Below are 19708 nucleotides of genomic sequence, written 5' to 3' on the forward strand. Positions count from 1 at the left end.
TGTGGTTGTGCTCGTACCGCTGCCGCTCAGCCCTTGACCGCGCCCTGCAGGCCACCGACGATCTGCTTCTCCGCGAGCGTGAAGAAGAGCAGTGCCGGCAGCATCGCCAGCGAGGTGAAGGCGAGTACGCCTGCCGTGTCGGTGGTGTACTGGCTGGAGAAGTTCTGCACGCCCAGCGGCAGGGTGTGCAGGTTGACGTCGCTGAGCACGAGCAGCGGCAGCAGGAACGAGTTCCAGCTCGCCACGAACGCCAGGACGCCAACGGTGACGAGCGCGGGCCGCGACAGCGGCATCGCGACGCGCCAGAGGAAGCCGAGCCGACTCGCACCGTCGATGGCGGCGGCGTCCTCCAGCTCTCTCGGGATGGCCGAGAGGAAGGGACGCAGGATCACGATCGTCAGCGGCAGTGAGAAGGCGACCTGCGGCAGGATCACCGCGTAGTAGGAGTTGATCAGGTTCAGGTCACGCAGCATGAGGTAGAGCGGCAGGATCGCCGCCCCGGCCGGAAACAGCAGGCCGAGGGTGAAGAAGGTGTAGAGCCCTTCCCGCCCTCGGAAGCTGTAGCGGGCGAGCACGAACGCTGCGGCCAGTCCGAGCACGACCACTGCCAGCGTGGTTCCCAGGGCGATGACCGCGCTGTTGAAGGCCTGTTGCCAGAAGTTGCTCTGGGTCAGCACCCTGGCGTAGTTGTCCCAGACGATCGGGTCGGGCAGGCCGGCCGGGTCCGCGACGATCTGCGGTGTCGTGCGGAAACCACCGATGACCACGTAGAGGACCGGGGCGATCGACACCGCCGCGATCGCAAGGGCGAGCGCGTAGGTGAGCGGCGTGCCATAGGAAACCTGACGGCGCCCGGTGGACGGGGGAGGAACCGAGTTCACGGCCATCGTCACTTCGACCTTCCGGTGATGGCGCCCTCGATGTCGCGGCGGAGCAGGAACCGCTGGAACAGCAGCGCCGCCACGAAGGAGATGACGAACAGGATTACCGCCACGGCGTTGCCATAGCCCCACAGCCGGGCGAAGAACCCGTTGTCCACCATGTACGTCGCCATGGTGGCCGATGCGCCGAGAGACCGCACCGCGGGCACCGAGGTCACCCAGATCATGTCGAAGATCTGCAGCGAGCCGATCATGGACAGGAACATCCAGATCCGGATCGTCGGGCCGAGCAGCGGGATCGTGACGTGCCGTTGGATCTGCCACCAGCTCGCGCCGTCGATGGCGGCCGCCTCGGTCAGCTCGTCCGGCACATTGGACAGTCCGGCGAGGAGCAGGATGATGGCGAAGCCGACGTACTTCCAGGTCAGGACGGCCAGCAGAGTCCAGATGACCACATCCAGGTCCGCCAGCCAGGCCTGCACCAGGCCGCCCATTCCCAGCGACCGCAGCAGCGCGTCGACAGTGCCGTCGCCGGTCAGCAGCAGCTTCCACATGATGCCGACGGTGACCTCGGCCAGCACGTACGGCACGAACACCAGCAGGCGGAACACGGCCCGCCCACGGAAACGACGGTTGAGCAGCAGGGCGACGCCCAGGGCGATCGGGCCCTGGATCAGCAGCGACCCGAACACGATGATCGCGTTGTTGCGCAACGCGTCGAGGAAGATCGGGTCCTGGAAGGCGAGGGTGTAGTTGCGCAGGCCGACGAATTCGGTGGGAGGCCCGACGCCGCGCCACCGGAACAGGCTGTAGTAGACCGCGAAGCCCATCGGGACCAGCACGAACATCACGTAGATCAGGACAGCCGGCGTGGTGAGCCCGATGATCTCGTACCACTTGCGGCGGTTGTCGGCTCGGCGGGCGGAGTCGCGCCCGGCCCTGTGGGGGCCCGCCGGCGACGCGGGAGCGTCGCCGGCGGGCATACGGATCTGGTTGGCGGAGGTCACTTGCTTGCGGCCGCCTTCATTGCCGAGACGACCTTCTCAGGCGTCCCGTTGCCGGCGAAGATGGCGACGATCGCATCGTTCATCGCGTTGCCGACCGTGCTGCCGTACGCCGTGTCCAGCCAGAGCTGGACGTAGCTCGCCCCGGAGGTGGCCTCCAGGATGGACTTCAGCGCGGGGTCCTTCACGGCGTCCGCCGCGCCCTTGGCGACAGGCAGGCCGGTGCCGGTCTCGGCGTAGCCCTTCTGCACCTCGGGGCTCACGATGTACTTAAGGAACTCGACGCACTCGGCAGGGGCGTTCTTGGCGCAGGAGAACCCGTCGCCACCGCCGAGAGCCGCCTTCGGGTCGCCCGGGGAGCCGGAGATCGCCGGCACCGGGAACCAGCCGAGGAACGACGCGAGCTTCGCCTTGTCCGTGGTGACGGTGTCCAGCGTGCCGCGGTTCCAGTCACCCATGAGCTCCATCGCGGCCTTGCCGTTGGCGAGCATGCCGTTGGCGCTGGTCGGGTCGTTCTGGCCCGGCGTGGCGATGAAGTTGGGCTGGAACGGCTTGGTGTCGATGAACGTCTTCAGGTCCTGGCCGGCCTTCACGAAGCACGGATCGTCGAAGGTCTTCTCCGCGGAGGCCTTCTTGAGGGCGTCGACCGAGCAGGCGCGCAGCGCCATGTTGTACCACCAGTGCGCTGCCGGCCACTTGTCACCGGCACCCACGGCGATCGGAATGACGTTGATCGCCTTGAGCTTGGTGACCGCGGCGTTGAGCTCCTCGAAGGTGGTCGGCGGCGCCGCGATGCCCGCCCTGGCGAACATCTCCTTGTTGTACCAGACGCCCTCGATGCCCATCCGGAACGGCAGGCCGTACTGCTTGCCCTTGACCTGCCAGATCTCCGCGGCGCTGCCGATGTCGCCGACCTCGGTCTTGGTCTGGTCGGTGATCTCCTTGAGGTAGTCGGCCTCCACCTGCTCGCTCATCTCGCCGCCGCCCCAGGCCTGGAAGATGTCCGGCGGGTCGCTGCTCAGCAGCGCGGCAGGGAGCCGGGTGCGCTGGAGCTGGTTCGTCTCGATCGCCTCGATCTCGATCTTGACAGTGGGGTGAAGTGCGGAGAAGTCCTTGGCGACCTTCTCCCAGTAGGTCTTGCCGGGCCCGTCCTGTGAGGCGTTGTGCCACCAGCTCAGGGTCACCGGGTCCTTGTACAGCTCGCTCTGAGGGGCCGCCTCTTCGCCGCCGCCGGAACACCCGGCGAGGACGACAACACTTGTCATTAACAGTGCCAGGACGGCACTCGCACGCCGCTTCGTTGCCATCGATGTCTCCTCGACTAGTCAGTCGCGGTACTCGGCCTGCGGCGAAGTTTTACAGTCATGTAACTTGATGTCAATCGGTATCGATAACGTTTTCGAGTCGCCGGCGACGCACCCCCGGCGGGGCCCTATCATCATCGACGTGGTGTTTCAGCAGCGCGTCAAGATGTCGGATGTGGCACGTACCGCCGGCGTCTCGGTCGCGACCGTGTCGAAGGTCGTCAACGGCCGCTACGGCGTGGCCCAGGCAACCGTGGAGCGCGTCCAGCAGGTCATCCATGAGCTCGGCTACGAGGCGAGCCTGGGGGCGCAGAGTCTGCGCAGCCACCGCACGAACGTGCTCGGCATCCTGGTCGCCGAGTTCGAGCCGTTCTCGACCGAGCTGCTCAAGGGGGCGTCGCAGGAGGTCGCCGGGAGCGGATACCAACTGCTTGCCTACTCCAGCGGTGACGGCGAGGGCGCCGCCGTGGGGTGGGAGCGGCGCTCGCTCGCCCGGCTCTCCGGCACTCTCATCGACGGCGCCGTGATCGTCACGCCGACAGTGGTCGAGACCGAAAACAGCTTCCACGTCGTGGCCGTCGACCCACACACCGGGCCGTCCGACCTGCCCACCGTCGATTCGGACAACTTCGCCGGCGCCGTGCTGGCGACCAACTACCTGCTGTCCCTCGGCCACAAGCGGATCGGGCACATCAGTGGACGCACCGACCTGAAGTCGGCGCAGCTGCGCGAGGCCGGTTTCCGCAGTGCGATGGCCGACGCGGGCGTGCCGGTGGACGAGCGGCTCGTTCGCGTCGGCGGGTTCCGGATCGAGAGCGCCGCCGGCACGGCCGCGGAGCTTCTCGCCCTCACCGACCGGCCGAGCGCGATCTTCGCGGGTAACGACCTCTCCGCGATCTCCACGATGACAGTGGCCCGCGACATGGGCCTGTCGGTGCCCGAAGACCTGTCGGTGATCGGCTTCGACAACGTGCCGGAGTCGGCGCTGGTCAACCCGCCGCTGACGACCATCATGCAGCCGCTGCAGCGGATGGGCGCCGAGGCGTTGCGCCTGCTCATCGACCTGATCGCCGGCGTCGAACGCGACACCCACATCCGGCTCCCCACCGAGCTCGTCATCCGTTCCTCCTGCCGCCCGCCCCACTGACCTCCGGCGCCGACCACGGCTCCGGCGCCGACGCGGCCGCTGCCGTGGCACATGCGGGCACGCGACAGGGTGGCGGAACGTGAATCTCACCTAAGTCGACAATTCCTCCCCTAGGTTCGATGCGCAGGACGCAGCCGAACCGGGGAGAGACGTGGACAGCTATCCGGCGATCGAGGATCACGGGCTCATCGGCGACCTGCAGACCGCCGCGCTGGTGACGTGTGACGGGACTGTCGACTGGTTCTGCGCGCCGCGGTTCGACTCGCCGAGCATCTTCGCCGCCCTGCTGGACAAGGAGAAGGGCGGCTACTTCCAGATCGCACCGCACGACGTGCGGTACGTGACCAAGCAGCTCTACCTCCCCGGCACCCCCATCCTGATCACCCGGTTCATCAGCGCCGACGGGGTGGCCGAGGTGATGGACTTCATGCCGGTCACCGGCGAGCGGGCCACCGACGCGCACCGGCTGGTCCGCACCGTCACCATGGTCCGGGGCAGCATGCGCTTCCGGGTGGAGTGCCGTCCGCGCTTCAACTACGCCCGCGAAGAGCATCAGCTGGAACGCCACCACAACGGGTTCGTCTTCCGCAGCCGGTCGGCGACGCTGACGTTCCACCCGGTCGACCCGGTGCGGCGGTTGATCTCCGAACAGGGTGACGTCCACCTCGAGGGTGGCGACCTGGTCGCATACGGCACCCTGAACGAGGGCGACACCGGCGGGGTGGTCCTGGAGACGGGCGGGACCGAGCCGCGCATCTTCGCGCCGGAAGAGATCCAGGGCATGTTCGAGTGGACCCGGGACTACTGGCGGCGCTGGCTCGAACGTTCCCGCTACACCGGCCGCTGGCGGGAGATGGTCGAGCGCTCGGCCATCACGCTCAAACTCATGACGTACGCGCCGACCGGCGCGATGATCGCCGCGCCCACCACCGCGCTGCCCGAACTGGTCGGCGGGACCCGCAACTGGGACTACCGCTACACCTGGGTACGCGACACGTCGTTCTCGGTGCACGCGCTGCTCGGCCTCGGCTTCACCGAGGAGGTCAGCCGGTACATGAACTGGCTGGACGAGCGGATCCGTGAGGCCGGCGACCAGCAGGACCCACTGAAGATCATGTACCGGGTGGACGGCTCCTCCGACCTGCACGAGGAGGTGCTGAACCATCTGGAGGGCTACCGCGGCTCCCGCCCGGTGCGGATCGGCAACGGCGCCGCCGACCAGCTCCAGCTCGACATCCACGGTGAGGCGCTCTACGCCATGCACCTCGCCGACGAGCAGGGCATCCGCGTCTCGCACCAGGTGTGGAAGAGCACCGTCCGGCTGGTCGACTGGCTCTGTCAGAACTGGGACCAACCCGACGCCGGCATCTGGGAGAGCCGCCACCACCCCCGCAACTACACCTTCGGTCGGGTGATGTCCTGGGTCGCGCTGGACCGGGCCATTCGGCTGGCCACCCGCACCGGCCGCCCCGGAGACATGACCTGCTGGACCGAGCAACGCAACCGCATCTACAACCAGGTCATGGAGCGCGGATACGACCGGGCCCGCGGCACCTTCGTGCAGGCGTACGACGAGAACGTGCTGGACGCGGCCCTGCTCGCCATGCCGGCGGTCGGTTTCGTCACGCCGAGCGACCCGCTGTGGCAGTCCACCTTGCAGGCGATCGAGCGCGAACTGGTCTCCGACAGCCTGGTCCACCGGTACGACCCGGTCCACTCCCCCGACGGTCTCCCCGGCCACGAGGGCACCTTCAACATGTGCACCTTCTGGTACGTCGAGGCGCTGGCCCGTTCCGGCCGTCTCGACGACGCCCGACTTACGTTCGAAAAAATGTTCACCTTCAGCAACCACCTCGGCCTCTACGCCGAGGAGATCGCCGCGACCGGGGAGCAGATCGGCAACTATCCCCAGGCGTTCAGCCACCTCTCACTGATCAACTCTGCGCTGACTCTCAACGACCTGCTCGACACCGAGGCCGACGCCCGCCGGCGCCGGTAGCGCCAGCAGGTTCGGGTCAGCCGCCGCCGGCGCAGGGCCGACGGCGGGAAGAGCTTGACGTGCCTACATCCATCGCGCATGGTCGATAAATATTGACCAGCTCGAATGTACTGACGCGGGGAGAACCGATGAAGGCCTTCATCACCACCGTCTCGGCTGCGGCCCTACTGCTCCTGGCGACGGGCGGCGCATCCCACGGGCAGCCGTCGGCCGACCCGCCCTGCTCCGGGCAGATCCACCCGAACCCGGGGTTCGAGCGCGGCACCACCGGCTGGACGGCCGGCCCCCGCATCGTCGTGTTCGGTGACGCGACCCGGCCCGCGCACACCGGCCACGCGTACGCCACCTTCGCCGGGCTGGACGTGACCCGCGCCGATCTGCTGCGCACCACAGTCACAGTGCCGGCCAACTGCGACCTGACTGTCCGCTTCTGGGTGCGGACCACCACCACGGAAACCAGCCGCGGCGACTACCTGAACGTGGGACTGGCGGTCACCGGGATACCTCCGAAGACGAGGTTCTCGCTGGCCTTCGACGGCGGGGCGCAGTGGCGGCAGTACGTCATGTCGAGCGGCACCGCGACGACCGAACGCACCGCGACGGTCAGCTTCCTCGCCAGCGAGACGGCCGGTAACGGCGCCACGACCTTCGACGTCGACGACACGTCCTTCACGTTGAGCTGACCTGGGCAGGGGACCAGTCCACCGTCTCGAGAGCGCTGTGGCTCTTGACCGCCTCGACCAGTTGCTCGGACCCGCTGACCTTGGTGCCGAACAGGTCCCAGTCCGTCCAGATGAACCAGGACCGGTCCGTGGGCCACAGATTCGTCGGTGAGAACGGGTAGGGCCCTCCACGTTCTTCGATCAGTTCGGGGACTGCCGACAACGGTCCCCGCCACACGTGCGGGTCGTCGAAGTCACCGGCCGGCAAGGACGCGTAGAAGGCGACGCAGTCGGTCCCGGGGCCGTCGACCGAAAAACGGCTCACGGTGTCCAGTAGGGCGTCCAGGCTCTCCTCGTCGAGGGACCCTTCAGGCGGTGGCTGGACGGCGACGGGCCAACTGCGGTGTGGGAACCACCGGTGGCATGGCGGGTAACTCCGATCCGATGCCTGCCCCTCGGTGAGATGCTGCGACCAGAGCGCCCGTCGCCAAGGACTCCCCGGTCGGACGACGAAGCCCAGGGAAATACCAGTGTTAGTGGTGTCCTCGTCGAGGTTAATGCCTCCGATGATCTCCGGCGCGAGGTCGCCAGTTTCGAGCCGGTGGCGATGGAGTTCGTCGTGAGTACCCAGACCCGCAAGGCCGGGGTTCTCGTACATCGCATGAAGAACCCAGGTCGACGATTGCCAACCAGCGGCGTCGTAGCCGGTGGTCGCCTCCCGAACAGGACGGTCTGCGAGCCAGGTCAGCAGCGTGGCTGGAGCTTCAACGCGTTCCATCGACACGCCACCATCGTGCCGCACCCAGGTCCCGGGGCCGAAGAGCACCCGCACTGCTCGGAACGCCCCCGCAGAACAGATGAAGACTGAACTGTCAATATGCGAATCGGGATTGCGAGGTCACAAGCAAGCCCGGAACCGCAAGGCATTGAGATTCCGATCTCTGCCGGCGAATCTTCTGGCCGGTGAGGAAAACCAAATCTATGCTTGCCGCCGAATGCGCTGCGGCTCGTCCGAGCCGAGGGTTACCCCGATACGAGGATTTGCTAATGCACCGGAAGTCTGCTCTGAGCAAGGGCACTGCTGGCGTCGGCGAAGTAGCACCTGACGGCCAACTGCCGGCCTCTACCGCAGAGGGTGCCGCGCGCCGGTCCGCGCTCGCCGAGGAACAGGCATTTCTGGATGTGGCCACGGCCCGGCGCGACAGGCTGGCCGATCACCTCCAGGTCGAGCTTTCGTCAGAGGCAGTGGACGCGTTGGAACGGGCCCGGCAGCGCATGCTCCGGCAGCAGTACGACGAGCTACGGCGAGCAGAGGAAGGGTTGGTCTTCGGCCGCCTCGACGGCCTTGATGGCACAGTGCGCCACGTGGGCCGTATCGGTCTCCGTAACGAGGGCGAGGGCGCTGAGCCGCTGCTGGTGGACTGGCGCGCGCCCGCAGCGCGGCCGTTCTACACCGCGACGGCCGTCGACCCACAGGGTCAGGCACGGCGCCGGCACATCCGTACGACGGGATCGGCCGTCGTCGGCGTGGACGACGAGCCTCTGGACGGGAGCACAACTGCGGAACTCGTCGGCGAAGGCGCCCTACTCGCCGCCCTCGACCAGCGGCGCACCGGTCACATGTCGACGGCGATCTCCACCCTGCAACGAGAGCAGGACGACATCATCCGGGCTGAGGCGACCGGTCCGCTGGTCGTCCAGGGCGGCCCCGGCACGGGCAAGACCGTGGTTGCCCTGCATCGCGTCGCGTACCTGCTGTTCACCTACCGAAAGCTGGCCGACCAGGCGGTCCTGGTTCTGGGCCCCTCGCCGCGGTTCCTCCAGTACATCGCCCAGGTGCTGCCCGCGCTCGGTGAGACCGCCGTCGTCTCGGCGACCTGCGACACCCTGCTGGCCGACGTCCACGTGGGCCGCGACGAGAGCCGGCTACTCGCCGAGATCAAGGGCCGCGCCCTCTGGCAGCCCGCGCTCGAAAGCTACGTCGCGTCGCTGCTCCCCCGGCCGCGCGAGCTGAAGCTGCGCTGGGAGGGCGATTTCTACGTCATTCCGGCCGCAACTGTGGCGCAGGCGCTCGCCTCGGCGGTGCAGGGGCGCACGTACCACCGCGCCCGCACGGCGTTCGCCGAGCAGTTGCATCACCTCCTGGCCGATGTCGTCGCCGAGCAGCGCGAGGCGCTGATGGAGGAGATGGAGGAGGGCTTCGAGGACATCCTCGCCCGCGTCGACAGGGGCATGGGGCAGGACCACCCCTCCACCCGGACGTCCACCGGCAGCGACATCGACGGATTGCTCTCCGAGGAGGAAGTCGAGCAGCTTCGTTGTCGTATCGCCGAGAACGCCACAATCGCCCGGTTCATCGAGGCATGGTGGCCCACCCTCGCCCCCGAAACCCTGCTGGGTGGCTTCCTGACCGACAGCACCCTGCTGGCCCGGTTCGCCCCGCAGCTGTCCCCCGAGGAGATCGCCGCCGTCGCGGCCGAGCCCACCTCATGGGCATCAAGCGACATCGCGCTGCTCGACGCCCTCGCCGACCTGCTCGGCGAGGTCGACACCCCGCAACCACAGGGCGAGTTCCTCGCCGAACGCGCGCGCCGCCAGCGCGGCTGGGTGTACGGCCACGTCGTCATCGACGAGGCGCAGGAACTGTCCGAGATGCAGTGGCAGATGGTTCTCCGGCGTTGTCCCAGTCGCTCCATCACCGCCGTCGGCGACATCGACCAGGCCGAGGCAGCCCACCGGCACACCACGTGGGCACAGGCGGTGCAGTCTGCCTTCGGAGACCGCTGGACCGGCGCGGAACTCACCATCTGCTACCGGACCCCGCGCGAGGTCATGGACCTCACCGAACCGGTCTTGAAGAAGGCCGGCAGCCACAACACGCCGCCACGAGCGGTACGCGCCTCCGGCATCGCCCCCTGGGAGCTCGCGATCACACCCGCTGAGCTAGCGGGCGCCGCCGTGGAAGCAGTGCGGCAGTTGCAGCAACGGTGGCACGGCGGCACTGTCGGCGTCATCGCCCCCGCGGACCGCATCGCCACACTCCAAGCCGTGCTGAGTGACGTGCCAGTGCTCACCGCAACCCAGTCCAAGGGACTGGAATGGGACGCGACACTGCTCATCGACCCTCAGGGCATCGCCGCCGAACCGCGCGGCTGGAACGGCCTCTATGTCGCGCTCACCCGATGCACCCAGGAACTCGGACAGCTGACACTCACGCAGCATCTGGGAGACGAGTTTCAGCCACACGGGTTGCGGACCTCGGACATGTTCGGCAATCCGTCATCGCTGCCGGCTGACGTGCGTCAGGCCAGGGTGTAGTCCAAGACATAAGAGTGGCTGCCGTCGTCGGACTGAATGATCTCGAAAGCTCCTACGATCCCTGTAAGGTCACCGGAGCCCGTTCCCGGGACGATGCGGATCGCGAGTCGCTCACCCTGGCTGCCGGGTGCGCTGTGTTGGAGAACGAACGAGCCCTTGAGGCCGTCGAGTTCGCCCGTGAATCGCTCCACGGCGACATAGGCAGCGGGGCTGCCCTCGATGTCGGCCACCGAGAGCATGTTCACCGTGCTGATGCCGGCCAGGCCGCCCTGGAAGGTTTTGGTGATCCGCGCCCGGCCGAGCGTGGCCCCCGAGCCTTCGTCGAGCACCTCCGGCTCGAATGATGTGAGGTCAAAGGTCCCGCCAGCCTTCGTGCTCATTTCCCACCCTCTCGCTCTGATGGCATTTATCGCGGAGCAGCCTCGCACACGGCACTGACACTCCCCGGACGGTGACGCTCGGAAGCCCTGGACCAACCAGATCGAGATCTTCTCGATCGCCCAGCACAAGGTCGCCTCGTCCAGCGACTTCACGGACCTGACCGCGGTCAGGAGCCGGCAGCGAGCAATCGAAGACCGCTACAACGCCACGGCTCAGCCGTTCCAGTGGAAGTCCACCACTTCCGACCTGGACGACCTGCTGGCCAGAATCAACCGACACACACCCGCCGACCGACAAGAAAGGTCCTCTGTAGTCCGGCTACCTGGCCAACCGCAGAAAGGCTTCGAGCGTTGACCACTTAGCTACGCAGGCAGAAGGGATGGCCGGCCGGGTCGCGCAGGACGCGAAAGCGTTCCGGCGCGGGTTGTTGCACTTCCCTGACGGCTCCGAGCGCGATCGCACGCGCCTCGGCGTCGTCGAGGTCGTCGGGGTCGTCGACGGCCAAGTCGAAATGGATCTGCTGTGATCGTTCGCCCGAGGGCCAGGTCGGTGGCCGGTAGTCGCTGACGCGAACGGCGCCGAGGTACAGCGGACCAGCCTTGACCGCACAGAAGTCCGGGGTCTGGACCGTGACCTCACCATCCAGCATCGCGGCCCAGAAGCGGGCCAGCTCAGCTGGGTCCGGGCATTCCAGGTTGATCGCAGCGATGTGAGCTACCGGCATGGTTCTCCAGTGGGCGGGATCGTGTGGGCGACAGTGACTTACTAGCGGCGTCGCCGATGTCCACCGCCCATCAGTGATCATTGAGCGGTGATGACCCCTGCGGCGCCGTCGGCCGACTCCGGTGCGTTCTCGTTGGCAGTTCCGCCACTGTTCGCCGCGTTGGCTCCGGCGCGGAGCATCCTCATCGCCGGCGCGGGCGGCGGTTTCGACGTCTACGCGGGACTGCCCCTGGCGTTCGCCCTGTGGCATGCCGGCGCGCAGGTGCACCTGGCGAACCTCTCCTTCTCGGAACTCGAGTTGATCGACCGGGACGCGTGGATGGTGGAGCACGTGGCAGCGGTTCAGCCGGACACCACCAGCCCCGACTGGTACTTCCCGGAGCGAACGCTCGCCCGATGGCTGGCGGCTCAGCAACTGCCGTCGACGGTGTACGCGTTTCCGCCGCTCGGTGTCCAGCCGCTGCGGACGGCGTACCGGCACCTGGTGGAACACCTCGACATCGACGCGGTGGTGCTGGTCGACGGCGGCACCGACGTGCTGCTGCGCGGCGACGAAAGCAACCTCGGCACTCCGGTGGAGGACATGACCAGCCTGGCCGCCGTGGCCGCGCTGGACGTACCGGTCAAGCTGGTGACCAGTCTGGGCTTCGGCATCGACGCCTACGACGGCGTCAACCATGTCGAGGTGCTGGAGAACCTGGCCGCGCTCGACCGCGACGGTGGTTACCTCGGCGCCCTGTCCATCCCCGGTTCCAGCCGGGAGGCGGAGCTCTACCGCGCTGCCGTCGCTGATGCCCAGGCCGCCACCCCGCAACGGCCGAGCATCGTTCAGGGACAGATCGCCGCCGCCACCAGCGGCGAATTCGGGGACGTCCGATTCAGCCGACGGACCGGCGGTGGCGATCTGTTCATCAACCCGCTGATGGCGATCTACTTCACAGTCGATCTCGACAAACTCGCGGCCCGATGCCTCTACCTCGACCGCATCGAGAACACCATCGGCAGACGGCAGGTCATCACACGCATCCAGGCGTTCCGCGACGAGCTTCCGGGCTCGCGCATCCCCCGCGCCTACCCGCACTGATCCGGCACCGCGCATACCCGGCCAGGCGTGCCCACACGGCGCGGTGTCACCCGGTTGGTCACTCGGCTAGATGGCGCTGTCCTCGAGCTTGCTGAGCATCACGTCGAGGTCGCCGGATCGGATCATCTCCCCCAGGGCCGCCACCATCGCCTCGACACCGGGCCTCGGGACGATGACCAGGTCGGAGCACCAGAAGTATCGGCCGCCACCAACCTCCCCCGTCCTGGCCCACCGTTGCAGGATGCGACCGATCTCATCCGTCGTCATGAACGTGGCGTACCGACGGGTGCCATCGGCAAGGATCAGGTGCGCGTCGATGTTGTCGGCGGTCTCAGGCTTGTGGTCCGGGCCGGCCATGAAACAGACACGAGCGCCCTCGACCACGCGGTCCCATTTCGTCGTCTGACTCACCGAAGGATCATCGCAGGCTTCGAACGCTCAAGCCCTCGTCAACCGTGGCGACTCTTGGACATCTGCATCGAGCGTGCGGTGGCGCGGGCGGCGGTGTCGATGAGGTCTGCGACCGGGCCGGGTTGCGAGACTGCCACCGCGTGGGAAGCGGCGATCTCAACCGCCGTGGACCCCGCCCGGTCGGCCAGGAAGCGCTGCAGGTCTGGGGGAATGCCCTGGTCCTGGGTGGTGATCAGCGTCCAGGAAGGGATCGTCTTCCAGGCGGCCTTGGTCACGCCCTCCTCCTGGGCGCTCGCCGAGGCGGGTCGCTGCGTTGCCGCCATGATTGTGGCCGTTTCGGGGTCGACATCGGCGGCGAACACCTCGGGGAACTTGTCCTGCAGGAGGTACTGATCCATCGTCGTGCCACCGTCATCGGAGGGGATCGGCACCATGCTGATGCTGGAGGGAAGCTGACTTCCGGGGTACTTGCCGACCAAATCGATCACGCTTTCGCCTACGTCCGCGCTCACGCTGGCGACGTACACCAGGGCCTTGACGTTGGGGGCACCGGCCGCGGCCTCGGTCATGACCAGCCCGCCGTAGGAATGGGCGGCCATCACGACCGGTCCGGGCAAGCTGTCCAAAAGAGCCCGAACGTACGCGGCGTCCTTCTGCACACCGCGGAGCGGGTTGGCGACGGCAATGACCGGATAACCCCGGCGCTTGAGGTTGGCAATCACCCCATTCCAACTCGACGATCCGGCGAATGCGCCGTGAATCAACACAACTGTCGGCATCCCTGCCTCCTGGGCAGACATGTCAGGAGCAGCGCTCATCTGGAGTCCTTTCAAGAGGCTTCGCCGGCGATCCCGGCTCCGGTACCTTCCAGCACCCAGAATTCAGCATTGATCAGGCCACTGTCAGCGAGATCGAGAATGAAGCGCCGCGCCGAACGTCGGTGCGAAATGCCTGGCAGGCGCCAATCAGACCGAACGTTCTATCGCTAGGATGGTGGGATGGCGAGCGACGAACCCAGTGCCCGGCCCTCTGAGGCACGCCTCAAGCTTCTCCGCACGGCGACCAGGATCTTCTACGCGGAGGGCATTCACGCCGTCGGCGTCGACCGGATCATCGCCGAGGCGAAGGTGACCAGGGCTACTTTCTACCGCCACTTCCCCAGCAAGGACGACCTCATCCTGGCCTATCTGCGTGAGGTACATCAGCTGGAGCGCGGCATGGTCGACGAGGCCCTCGCCGCCAACCGATCACCGGTCGATCCGCTCCTGGCCATCGCCAATTCCATCGCTCAGAACATCCAGTCCCCCGGGTTTCGCGGGTGCGCGTTCCTGAACGCAGCGGCGGAATATCCCGACACGAATCATCCCGTGCACCAGGAGCTCATGGCCCACCGGCAATGGTTCCTGAATACCATCACCACGCTCATGTCACAGGTCCACGAAGGAACGGCGGATCCCGCAGCGCGCCACTTCGTCATGCTCCGGGACGGCGCCATGGCGGCCGGATGCCTCTCCGACCCCACGTTGGTGTCCGAGACCTTCCTGCGCGGCATCGAAGGACTCCTCAGGATCAACTCGGAACGTCAGTCGGCAGAGTCGGCCCGTTAGCCCCCGCACGACCTCGAGCTGGACCACCCCCGGACGAGCGGACTCGGCCGGGGGTGGGCGGACGGCCGCACGGCTCAGGTCAGCGGCCGTACGCCTCCAGCAGGCGCAGCCAGACCTCGCTGACTGTCGGGTACGCGGGCACGGCGTGCCACAACCGCTCCAGTGGGACCTCACCGACGATGGCGATCGTCGCGGCATGGATCAGTTCCGCGACGTCCGGGCCGACGAGGGTGAGGCCGACGATCACCCGTCGGTCCTCGTCCACGACCATCCGGGCATGCCCCTGGTAGCCGTCGGCGTGCAGCGCGGACCCGGCGACGGCGGCCAGGTCGTAGTCGACGACCCGGATCCGCAGTCCGGCAGCCTCGGCGGCAGCGGCGGTCAGCCCCACCGACGCGACCTCCGGGTCGGTGAAGACGACCTGCGGCACGGCGCGCTCGTCGGCAGTGGCGACGTGCCGACCCCACGGGCGGTCGTCTGCCACTTCGCCCCGGGCCCTCGCCACGATCACGTCGCCCACCGCACGAGCCTGGTACTTGCCCTGATGGGTCAGGAGCACACGCCGGTTGACGTCCCCGGCCGCGTACAGCCATCCGTCGCCAATCAACGCGCCGGCACCGTCGAGGACCCGCAGTGTGTCGTCGACAGTGAGCCAGGCACCCGGCTTCAGGCCGATCCGGTCCAGGCCGACGTCGTGCGTGTTCGGCGTACGGCCGATCGCGACGAGGATTTCGTCGGCCTCGACCTGCTCGCCGTCGGTGAGCGTGACGTGCACAGTGCCGTCGCCGTCGCGGCTCACCGACGCGGCCTCGGCACCGAGGTGGACCGATACGCCAGCCTCCCGCAGAGACTGCGTGACCCGCTCGCCGACGAACGGCTCCGCCTGAGTGAGCACTCCGTCGCGCACGAGCATCGTCACCGCCGATCCGAGGCCGGCGTACGCGGTCGCCATCTCCGTGGCCACCACGCCACCGCCGATGATGGCGAGCCGGCCGGGAACCTCGCTCGCGGCGGCTGCCTCACGGCTGGTCCACGGTGCCGCCTCGCGCAGACCGGCGATGTCCGGCACCAGTGCGCTACTTCCGGTCGCGATGACGACCGCGTGTCGGGCGGTGAGCGAGGTGGTGGCGCCGTCCGCGCCGGTCACCTCGACGACCCGGTCGGAGCCGATCCGCCCCTGGCCCCGATACAGGGCGATCCCCGCGGAGTTCAGCCAGGACACCTGCCCGTCGTCCCTCCAGTGCGAGGCGAAGGAGTCCCGGCGACGCAGCACGGCCGCCGCGTCCAGCTCGCCGGTCACCGCCTCGCGTGCACCGGGCAGCTGACGAGCCGCCCGGAGCGCGGTCTGGCTGCGCAGCAACGCCTTGGTCGGCATGCAGGCCCAGTACGAGCACTCGCCGCCCACCAGTTCCCGCTCGACGATCGCAGCGGTCAGGCCGCCCTGCACGGCGCGGTCGGCGACGTTCTCCCCCACCGGCCCCGCGCCGATGACAATGACGTCGTACGTGGCGTTCTGCACGTCAGTTTCCCTTCGCTGCGCGGCCGAGGCGGATGGCCGCGATGAGGAAGAAGATGGCGCCGGGGATGGCGTAGCCGATCGCGTTGGTCAGCGCAGGGTTGTCCGCGGATGCGGCCGCGACGAACGATCCACCGGCGATGACGGAGATGCCGCCGCTGATGATCATCGGCCACTGGCCACCCATCCTGCGGCGGGTGACGCCCACGATCAGCTGAACCAGCCCGGCCACGACCGCCCAGGCACCCCAGACGCGCAGGACCGCCGGGATGCCGGACGCGCCGGCGATGCCCAGGCCCACCGCGGCGAGCAGGCTGATCGCGACGTTCACGTACAGCAGGGTGGGCGATCCGGTGGCCCGCGACGCACGGACATCGACGATGGCGGCGGCCACGTCGAACAGGGGGTAGATCACGAGCAGCGCGGCGGTGAGGGGGTTGAGGTGCTTGGCCAGGGGGAACGTCACGGCAGCCCAGACGATCGCGAAGGCGAAGCGACCGAAGTACAACCGCCGCAGGGCGGCGGCCGTCGTCGAGATGCCGGGAACGGCAACGGTGGTCATGGTCATCCTCTCGGTGATTCCGGAGCGAAGGGACGCCCAGCGGGGTGCGGTTCACCGCCGGGACGGGACGGCGGTGCTACTCGACGTTGGAGAACAGCCCCGTGATCTCCACCTGAGCGCCCTGGAGCCCACCGAAGACGGCACCGGCAGCGGGCGTCGCCACTGCGGCAGAGGCGTCCTCGTAGCTGGCGAAGTACAGGTCGAGCGTCCGGTACGCCGGAGTGGGCGTGCCGTCCTCCTTCGGCCACACCTTGGCCGACTCGACCCGCTGAAGCTTCGGGAACGTCTCCGCGGCCCGGCGTACGTCGGCGTAGACCTTCTCGAACTCATCGGGGTTGGCGGGATTACCGATGACAAGGGTGATCTTGGTGGGCATGGCGCTCTCCTTCAGGCACAACCGCACACCTGGCCAGTGCCAGGTGGAACGAACGTTCTGTCTGTGAGAACCGTACCGGCTCAAATCCCCAGCGTCAAGACCGACCGTTCTCTCTACCGACCAGCGATCGCGGTCCGTTACGCGTGAAAAGCACCGGCTGGTCATCAGCCGGCGCGGTGCGCGCCTCGCTGGGCGGTTACGCGCGAAACGGGTTGATCGCGGCGATCGACCGGTCCGAGTCCGCTTCGGTCGTACCGGGACGGGACGCGGGAGTCCCGCTGCGTCACGCCTCGGAGTCGCGATCTCCGGACGCCTCGCGTCCGATCGGCGAGGCGGGAACCTCCTGCGGCTGGCCCCGCCTCCGCAGCGCGCCGAGAAGCGCGACCAGGGCCAGCACTGCGGCCACCACGCTCAGCCCGACCATCGGCGCCCAACGTGCCAACACCGGCGTGAACAGCACCAGGGCGGCCAAGCCGATGAGCTGGGGTCGGGAGGCCTTACCGAATATCTCGTACTCCAGCCGCATACGGGCGACGAGGAAGAGCATCGGGCCGCCCACCACGAACAGCAGCCAACTGGGCCGCGGCTGCCCGAACGGATGATCGATCACCAGCTCGTAGCCGACCGCCGTGACGAGCACGCTGAGCACGATCAACAGATGCGTCCGCTCCGACACCGCGCCCAGCCGGCCGGGCATACCCGCCCGGCCGAACGCCTCCGTCAACAGCAGACCGGCGCGGTAGAAGTAGATCCGCCAGAGCAGCGCGCTGGTGGCGAACGCGACAGTGAAGGCGGCTGCCCGCCCCGCGGAGTAGTCCGCGCCGCTGAAAACCACGCCGATAACCAGAATCGACTCACCGAGCGCGATGAGAAACATCTGCTGATAGCGGTCCGCGAGATGGGTCCCCGCGATCCGCCACCGACCTACCTTCGAGACCCCGAGCCACGGCAGCGGCCAGCCCAACGCCCAGGCGAGGTAGTCGACAGCGAGGGCGACGACCCACAGCGGCAGGCGGAGGTGATCCGGTCCCAACGCGCCGGCCAGCCACAGCGGGGCGCTCGCCAAGGCCCACACGACGAGCCGGAACGGCACCAGCCGTCGCGGATGGCCACGCAGCGCGACGGCGACCACCAGCGGCCGCAGCACCATGACCATCAGGTACGCGACGGTGAACGGCAGCGCACGCTCCTCCATCGCGCGCGGCAGCGTCACCGCCATGATCAGGCCGGCGAACATGGTGCCGACCACGACGGCCTGAATGATCGGCTGTTCCGGTTCGTACCGACTGGTGATCCAGGCGGTGTGCGACCAGATCAACCAGAGCGCCAGAAAAAGCAGCAGGGTACGCCCGAACCCCGTGGCGAGCGCCCAGCCGTTGTCATCACCCAACTCGGCGAATCGTTGCGAGACCCGAGTGAGGGCCACAACGAAGGCCAGGTCGAAGAACAGCTCCAGGAACGTCGCCCGACCCGAACTCAATGGAGGGCGCAGCAGATCGGCACCCCGCCCCGCCGCCATCGTCAGCCTCCGTCCGCCCCTCGCTACCAACGAGCCGGCCGCCAGCGGAGTTGCGTCAGCGCTCATCCCGCCGCAACGACACCTGGGCCGACCGACCGCGAGAGATCAGCGAGGCGGCCTCGGTATCTGGGCCCGGGTGGCACCGCAGCTGCTCGGGCACGCGGTCGTCCAGCCGCCGTTGACCCACCAAACGGCCCGCGACACGAGGTCATACTGATGATGTGGGCGAGGAATCTGAGCTGGCGATCGCTGCGGTTCGCCGCTACGCCGCCGCTTTGCGGCGCATCCAGTCGCGCTTGTTCGATGCCTATCCAGACGTCGGCGGCATCAAGGACCTGATGGTGGCGGTGAGGCACAAGAAGACGCTCCCGCGAGCAGGCACGTCGAGCACGGGCGTCGAGTACTCGATTCACGGAGCGGGCTGTCAAATGATCGATGAGCTGGGCCAGGCGGTCGACGTCGATGTGGTCGATGATGTCGAGGCGTTCGACGCCTGGCGGATCAGATGGTTCCTCGACGAACAGGCGGACACCCGGCCCTCGGTCGAGGAGCTGCGCACAGCGTGTTCCCACCTCGCCAGCACTGGTGAACTGTTGGAGGTGCAGGCAGGCCGCTGGTACGCCCTGCCTGATCGTTGGGGCAAGGGCGACTGACCTCCACTTGGGAGGCGCCTCGCCTCAGCCTGTTAGGCGCGTCGATCAATGGCACGGAACGCGGAGGGCAGGCCGAGTTCGGCCCGGGCGACCTCGATGAATCGGCGCTCGGCTTCCCACAGGGCGTCGAACCGATCCGCGGGCAACGCCTCGGCGTCGCTATCCGCCCGTGTCGCCGCCAGAAGACGGGCCTGACGCACCAGCTCCGACGAGCCGCTCACCACCTCGACCTGACCGGCCACCAGCCGAAGCGCGGTCTTCGTGCTCTCCAGTCGCTCCCGGTAGCGACTGCCCTCGTCGTCGAAGAACGGCATGAGATCACCCGGATCACGCGGGCGCGGCACCGCGGTGATGCGGGCGGCCGGGTTGAGGACGTAGGCCACGTACTCCCGGACCGCACCGATGAAGTCGGTGTACGCGTTCAGCCGGATGTCCCGCCACTGTCGATCCTGGTCGCGCCGCCACAGCCGGTCCTGAGCCCGGACGGTGAGCCACCCACCGATCAGGACCGCCAGCATCGTCGTCGTCGCGGTGACACCCACCTGGATCAGACTCACCGAC

At 67.8% G+C, this 19708-nt stretch carries 20 protein-coding genes; 7 read left to right on the forward strand and 13 right to left on the reverse strand.

What is annotated here, in order from left to right; all coding sequences use genetic code 11:
- Positions 1-26: 26 nt before the first annotated feature.
- From ACLJOK_RS14290 to ACLJOK_RS14300, 3 genes are read right to left on the reverse strand one after another with little or no spacing between them, the layout of a single operon-like run.
- On the reverse strand, positions 27-893 hold the full coding sequence (locus ACLJOK_RS14290; RefSeq protein ID WP_410818987.1) for a carbohydrate ABC transporter permease: 867 nt from the start codon (positions 891-893) through the stop codon (positions 27-29).
- Positions 890-1888, reverse strand: a complete 999-nt coding sequence (locus ACLJOK_RS14295) for a carbohydrate ABC transporter permease (protein ID WP_410818989.1) — start codon at positions 1886-1888, stop codon at positions 890-892. Before ACLJOK_RS14295 ends, ACLJOK_RS14290 begins: the two co-directional genes overlap by 4 nt.
- Positions 1885-3192, reverse strand: a complete 1308-nt coding sequence (locus tag ACLJOK_RS14300; protein ID WP_410818991.1) for an ABC transporter substrate-binding protein — start codon at positions 3190-3192, stop codon at positions 1885-1887. The genes ACLJOK_RS14295 and ACLJOK_RS14300 overlap by 4 nt, the downstream gene beginning before the upstream one ends.
- Positions 3193-3331: 139 nt before the next feature.
- Here ACLJOK_RS14300 and ACLJOK_RS14305 point away from each other — a divergent pair, with 139 nt between their 5' ends.
- From ACLJOK_RS14305 to ACLJOK_RS14315, 3 genes are all read left to right on the forward strand, one after another.
- The gene (locus ACLJOK_RS14305) at positions 3332-4336 is read left to right on the forward strand and encodes a LacI family DNA-binding transcriptional regulator (RefSeq protein WP_410818993.1); all 1005 of its coding nucleotides are present in this window, start codon (positions 3332-3334) and stop codon (positions 4334-4336) included.
- Between the two features lie 151 nt (positions 4337-4487).
- Complete coding sequence (locus ACLJOK_RS14310; protein ID WP_410818994.1) at positions 4488-6335, forward strand: glycoside hydrolase family 15 protein; 1848 nt, start codon at positions 4488-4490, stop codon at positions 6333-6335.
- 128 nt (positions 6336-6463) lie between these two features.
- Positions 6464-7018, forward strand: a complete 555-nt coding sequence (locus tag ACLJOK_RS14315; protein WP_410818995.1) for a hypothetical protein — start codon at positions 6464-6466, stop codon at positions 7016-7018.
- On the opposite strand, the gene ACLJOK_RS14320 is transcribed toward ACLJOK_RS14315, so the two are convergent.
- Entirely contained in the window at positions 7005-7781 is a 777-nt protein-coding gene (locus ACLJOK_RS14320; protein ID WP_410818996.1) for a hypothetical protein, read from the reverse strand. The two genes, ACLJOK_RS14315 and ACLJOK_RS14320, sit on opposite strands and share 14 nt — an antisense overlap.
- 263 nt (positions 7782-8044) lie before the next feature.
- On the opposite strand from ACLJOK_RS14320, the gene ACLJOK_RS14325 reads away from it, so the two are divergent.
- A complete protein-coding gene (locus ACLJOK_RS14325; RefSeq protein ID WP_410818998.1) occupies positions 8045-10315 on the forward strand; it encodes a HelD family protein in 2271 nt (756 codons plus the stop codon).
- Here ACLJOK_RS14325 and ACLJOK_RS14330 read toward each other — a convergent pair.
- Together ACLJOK_RS14330 and ACLJOK_RS14335 are read right to left on the reverse strand one after the other, a co-directional pair.
- Complete coding sequence (locus ACLJOK_RS14330; protein ID WP_410818999.1) at positions 10300-10695, reverse strand: DUF3224 domain-containing protein; 396 nt, start codon at positions 10693-10695, stop codon at positions 10300-10302. The genes ACLJOK_RS14325 and ACLJOK_RS14330 overlap by 16 nt on opposite strands.
- 359 nt (positions 10696-11054) lie before the next feature.
- Entirely contained in the window at positions 11055-11420 is a 366-nt protein-coding gene (locus tag ACLJOK_RS14335) for a VOC family protein (RefSeq protein ID WP_410819001.1), read from the reverse strand.
- A gap of 90 nt (positions 11421-11510) precedes the next feature.
- Here ACLJOK_RS14335 and ACLJOK_RS14340 point away from each other — a divergent pair, with 90 nt between their 5' ends.
- Entirely contained in the window at positions 11511-12503 is a 993-nt protein-coding gene (locus ACLJOK_RS14340) for a DUF1152 domain-containing protein (protein WP_410819366.1), read from the forward strand.
- Between the two features lie 66 nt (positions 12504-12569).
- On the opposite strand, the gene ACLJOK_RS14345 is transcribed toward ACLJOK_RS14340, so the two are convergent.
- Together ACLJOK_RS14345 and ACLJOK_RS14350 are read right to left on the reverse strand one after the other, a co-directional pair.
- The gene (locus ACLJOK_RS14345) at positions 12570-12914 is read right to left on the reverse strand and encodes a hypothetical protein (RefSeq protein ID WP_410819003.1); all 345 of its coding nucleotides are present in this window, start codon (positions 12912-12914) and stop codon (positions 12570-12572) included.
- Positions 12915-12952: 38 nt separating this feature from the next.
- On the reverse strand, positions 12953-13732 hold the full coding sequence (locus tag ACLJOK_RS14350; RefSeq protein WP_410819005.1) for an alpha/beta fold hydrolase: 780 nt from the start codon (positions 13730-13732) through the stop codon (positions 12953-12955).
- 180 nt (positions 13733-13912) lie between these two features.
- On the opposite strand from ACLJOK_RS14350, the gene ACLJOK_RS14355 reads away from it, so the two are divergent.
- The gene (locus ACLJOK_RS14355) at positions 13913-14521 is read left to right on the forward strand and encodes a TetR/AcrR family transcriptional regulator (protein WP_410819007.1); all 609 of its coding nucleotides are present in this window, start codon (positions 13913-13915) and stop codon (positions 14519-14521) included.
- Between the two features lie 79 nt (positions 14522-14600).
- On the opposite strand, the gene ACLJOK_RS14360 is transcribed toward ACLJOK_RS14355, so the two are convergent.
- The 4 genes from ACLJOK_RS14360 to ACLJOK_RS14375 form a co-directional block, all read right to left on the reverse strand.
- Positions 14601-16040 (reverse strand): dihydrolipoyl dehydrogenase family protein, encoded by a 1440-nt coding sequence (locus tag ACLJOK_RS14360; RefSeq protein WP_410819009.1) that lies wholly within the window; start codon positions 16038-16040, stop codon positions 14601-14603.
- A gap of 1 nt (position 16041) precedes the next feature.
- On the reverse strand, positions 16042-16599 hold the full coding sequence (locus tag ACLJOK_RS14365) for a hypothetical protein (protein ID WP_354947780.1): 558 nt from the start codon (positions 16597-16599) through the stop codon (positions 16042-16044).
- Between the two features lie 76 nt (positions 16600-16675).
- Positions 16676-16975, reverse strand: a complete 300-nt coding sequence (locus tag ACLJOK_RS14370; RefSeq protein ID WP_410819011.1) for a hypothetical protein — start codon at positions 16973-16975, stop codon at positions 16676-16678.
- A gap of 283 nt (positions 16976-17258) precedes the next feature.
- A complete protein-coding gene (locus ACLJOK_RS14375) occupies positions 17259-18494 on the reverse strand; it encodes a low temperature requirement protein A (RefSeq protein ID WP_410819013.1) in 1236 nt (411 codons plus the stop codon).
- Between the two features lie 221 nt (positions 18495-18715).
- On the opposite strand from ACLJOK_RS14375, the gene ACLJOK_RS14380 reads away from it, so the two are divergent.
- Positions 18716-19147: a DUF6896 domain-containing protein gene (locus ACLJOK_RS14380; protein ID WP_410819015.1), complete on the forward strand. Its 432-nt coding sequence runs from the start codon at positions 18716-18718 to the stop codon at positions 19145-19147.
- A 32-nt stretch (positions 19148-19179) separates the two neighbouring features.
- Here ACLJOK_RS14380 and ACLJOK_RS14385 read toward each other — a convergent pair whose 3' ends face one another.
- The gene (locus ACLJOK_RS14385) at positions 19180-19704 is read right to left on the reverse strand and encodes a hypothetical protein (protein WP_410819016.1); all 525 of its coding nucleotides are present in this window, start codon (positions 19702-19704) and stop codon (positions 19180-19182) included.
- Positions 19705-19708 lie beyond the last annotated feature (4 nt).

This window comes from Micromonospora sp. 050-3 (genome assembly GCF_046549335.1).
GTDB classification, from domain to species: domain Bacteria; phylum Actinomycetota; class Actinomycetes; order Mycobacteriales; family Micromonosporaceae; genus Micromonospora; species Micromonospora trifolii.

Excerpts from the sequence above, each read along its gene's own strand:
- ACLJOK_RS14365 (WP_354947780.1), bottom strand. The coding sequence starts at position 16,599 with ATGACCACCGTTGCCGTTCCCGGCATCTCGACGACGGCCGCCGCCCTG.
- ACLJOK_RS14330 (WP_410818999.1), bottom strand. The coding sequence starts at position 10,695 with ATGAGCACGAAGGCTGGCGGGACCTTTGACCTCACATCATTCGAGCCG.
- ACLJOK_RS14350 (WP_410819005.1), bottom strand. The coding sequence starts at position 13,732 with ATGAGCGCTGCTCCTGACATGTCTGCCCAGGAGGCAGGGATGCCGACA.
- ACLJOK_RS14300 (WP_410818991.1), bottom strand. The coding sequence starts at position 3,192 with ATGGCAACGAAGCGGCGTGCGAGTGCCGTCCTGGCACTGTTAATGACA.
- ACLJOK_RS14340 (WP_410819366.1), top strand. The coding sequence starts at position 11,511 with ATGACCCCTGCGGCGCCGTCGGCCGACTCCGGTGCGTTCTCGTTGGCA.
- ACLJOK_RS14370 (WP_410819011.1), bottom strand. The coding sequence starts at position 16,975 with ATGCCCACCAAGATCACCCTTGTCATCGGTAATCCCGCCAACCCCGAT.
- ACLJOK_RS14315 (WP_410818995.1), top strand. The coding sequence starts at position 6,464 with ATGAAGGCCTTCATCACCACCGTCTCGGCTGCGGCCCTACTGCTCCTG.
- ACLJOK_RS14375 (WP_410819013.1), bottom strand. The coding sequence starts at position 18,494 with ATGGCGGCGGGGCGGGGTGCCGATCTGCTGCGCCCTCCATTGAGTTCG.
- ACLJOK_RS14325 (WP_410818998.1), top strand. The coding sequence starts at position 8,045 with ATGCACCGGAAGTCTGCTCTGAGCAAGGGCACTGCTGGCGTCGGCGAA.
- ACLJOK_RS14335 (WP_410819001.1), bottom strand. The coding sequence starts at position 11,420 with ATGCCGGTAGCTCACATCGCTGCGATCAACCTGGAATGCCCGGACCCA.
- ACLJOK_RS14355 (WP_410819007.1), top strand. The coding sequence starts at position 13,913 with ATGGCGAGCGACGAACCCAGTGCCCGGCCCTCTGAGGCACGCCTCAAG.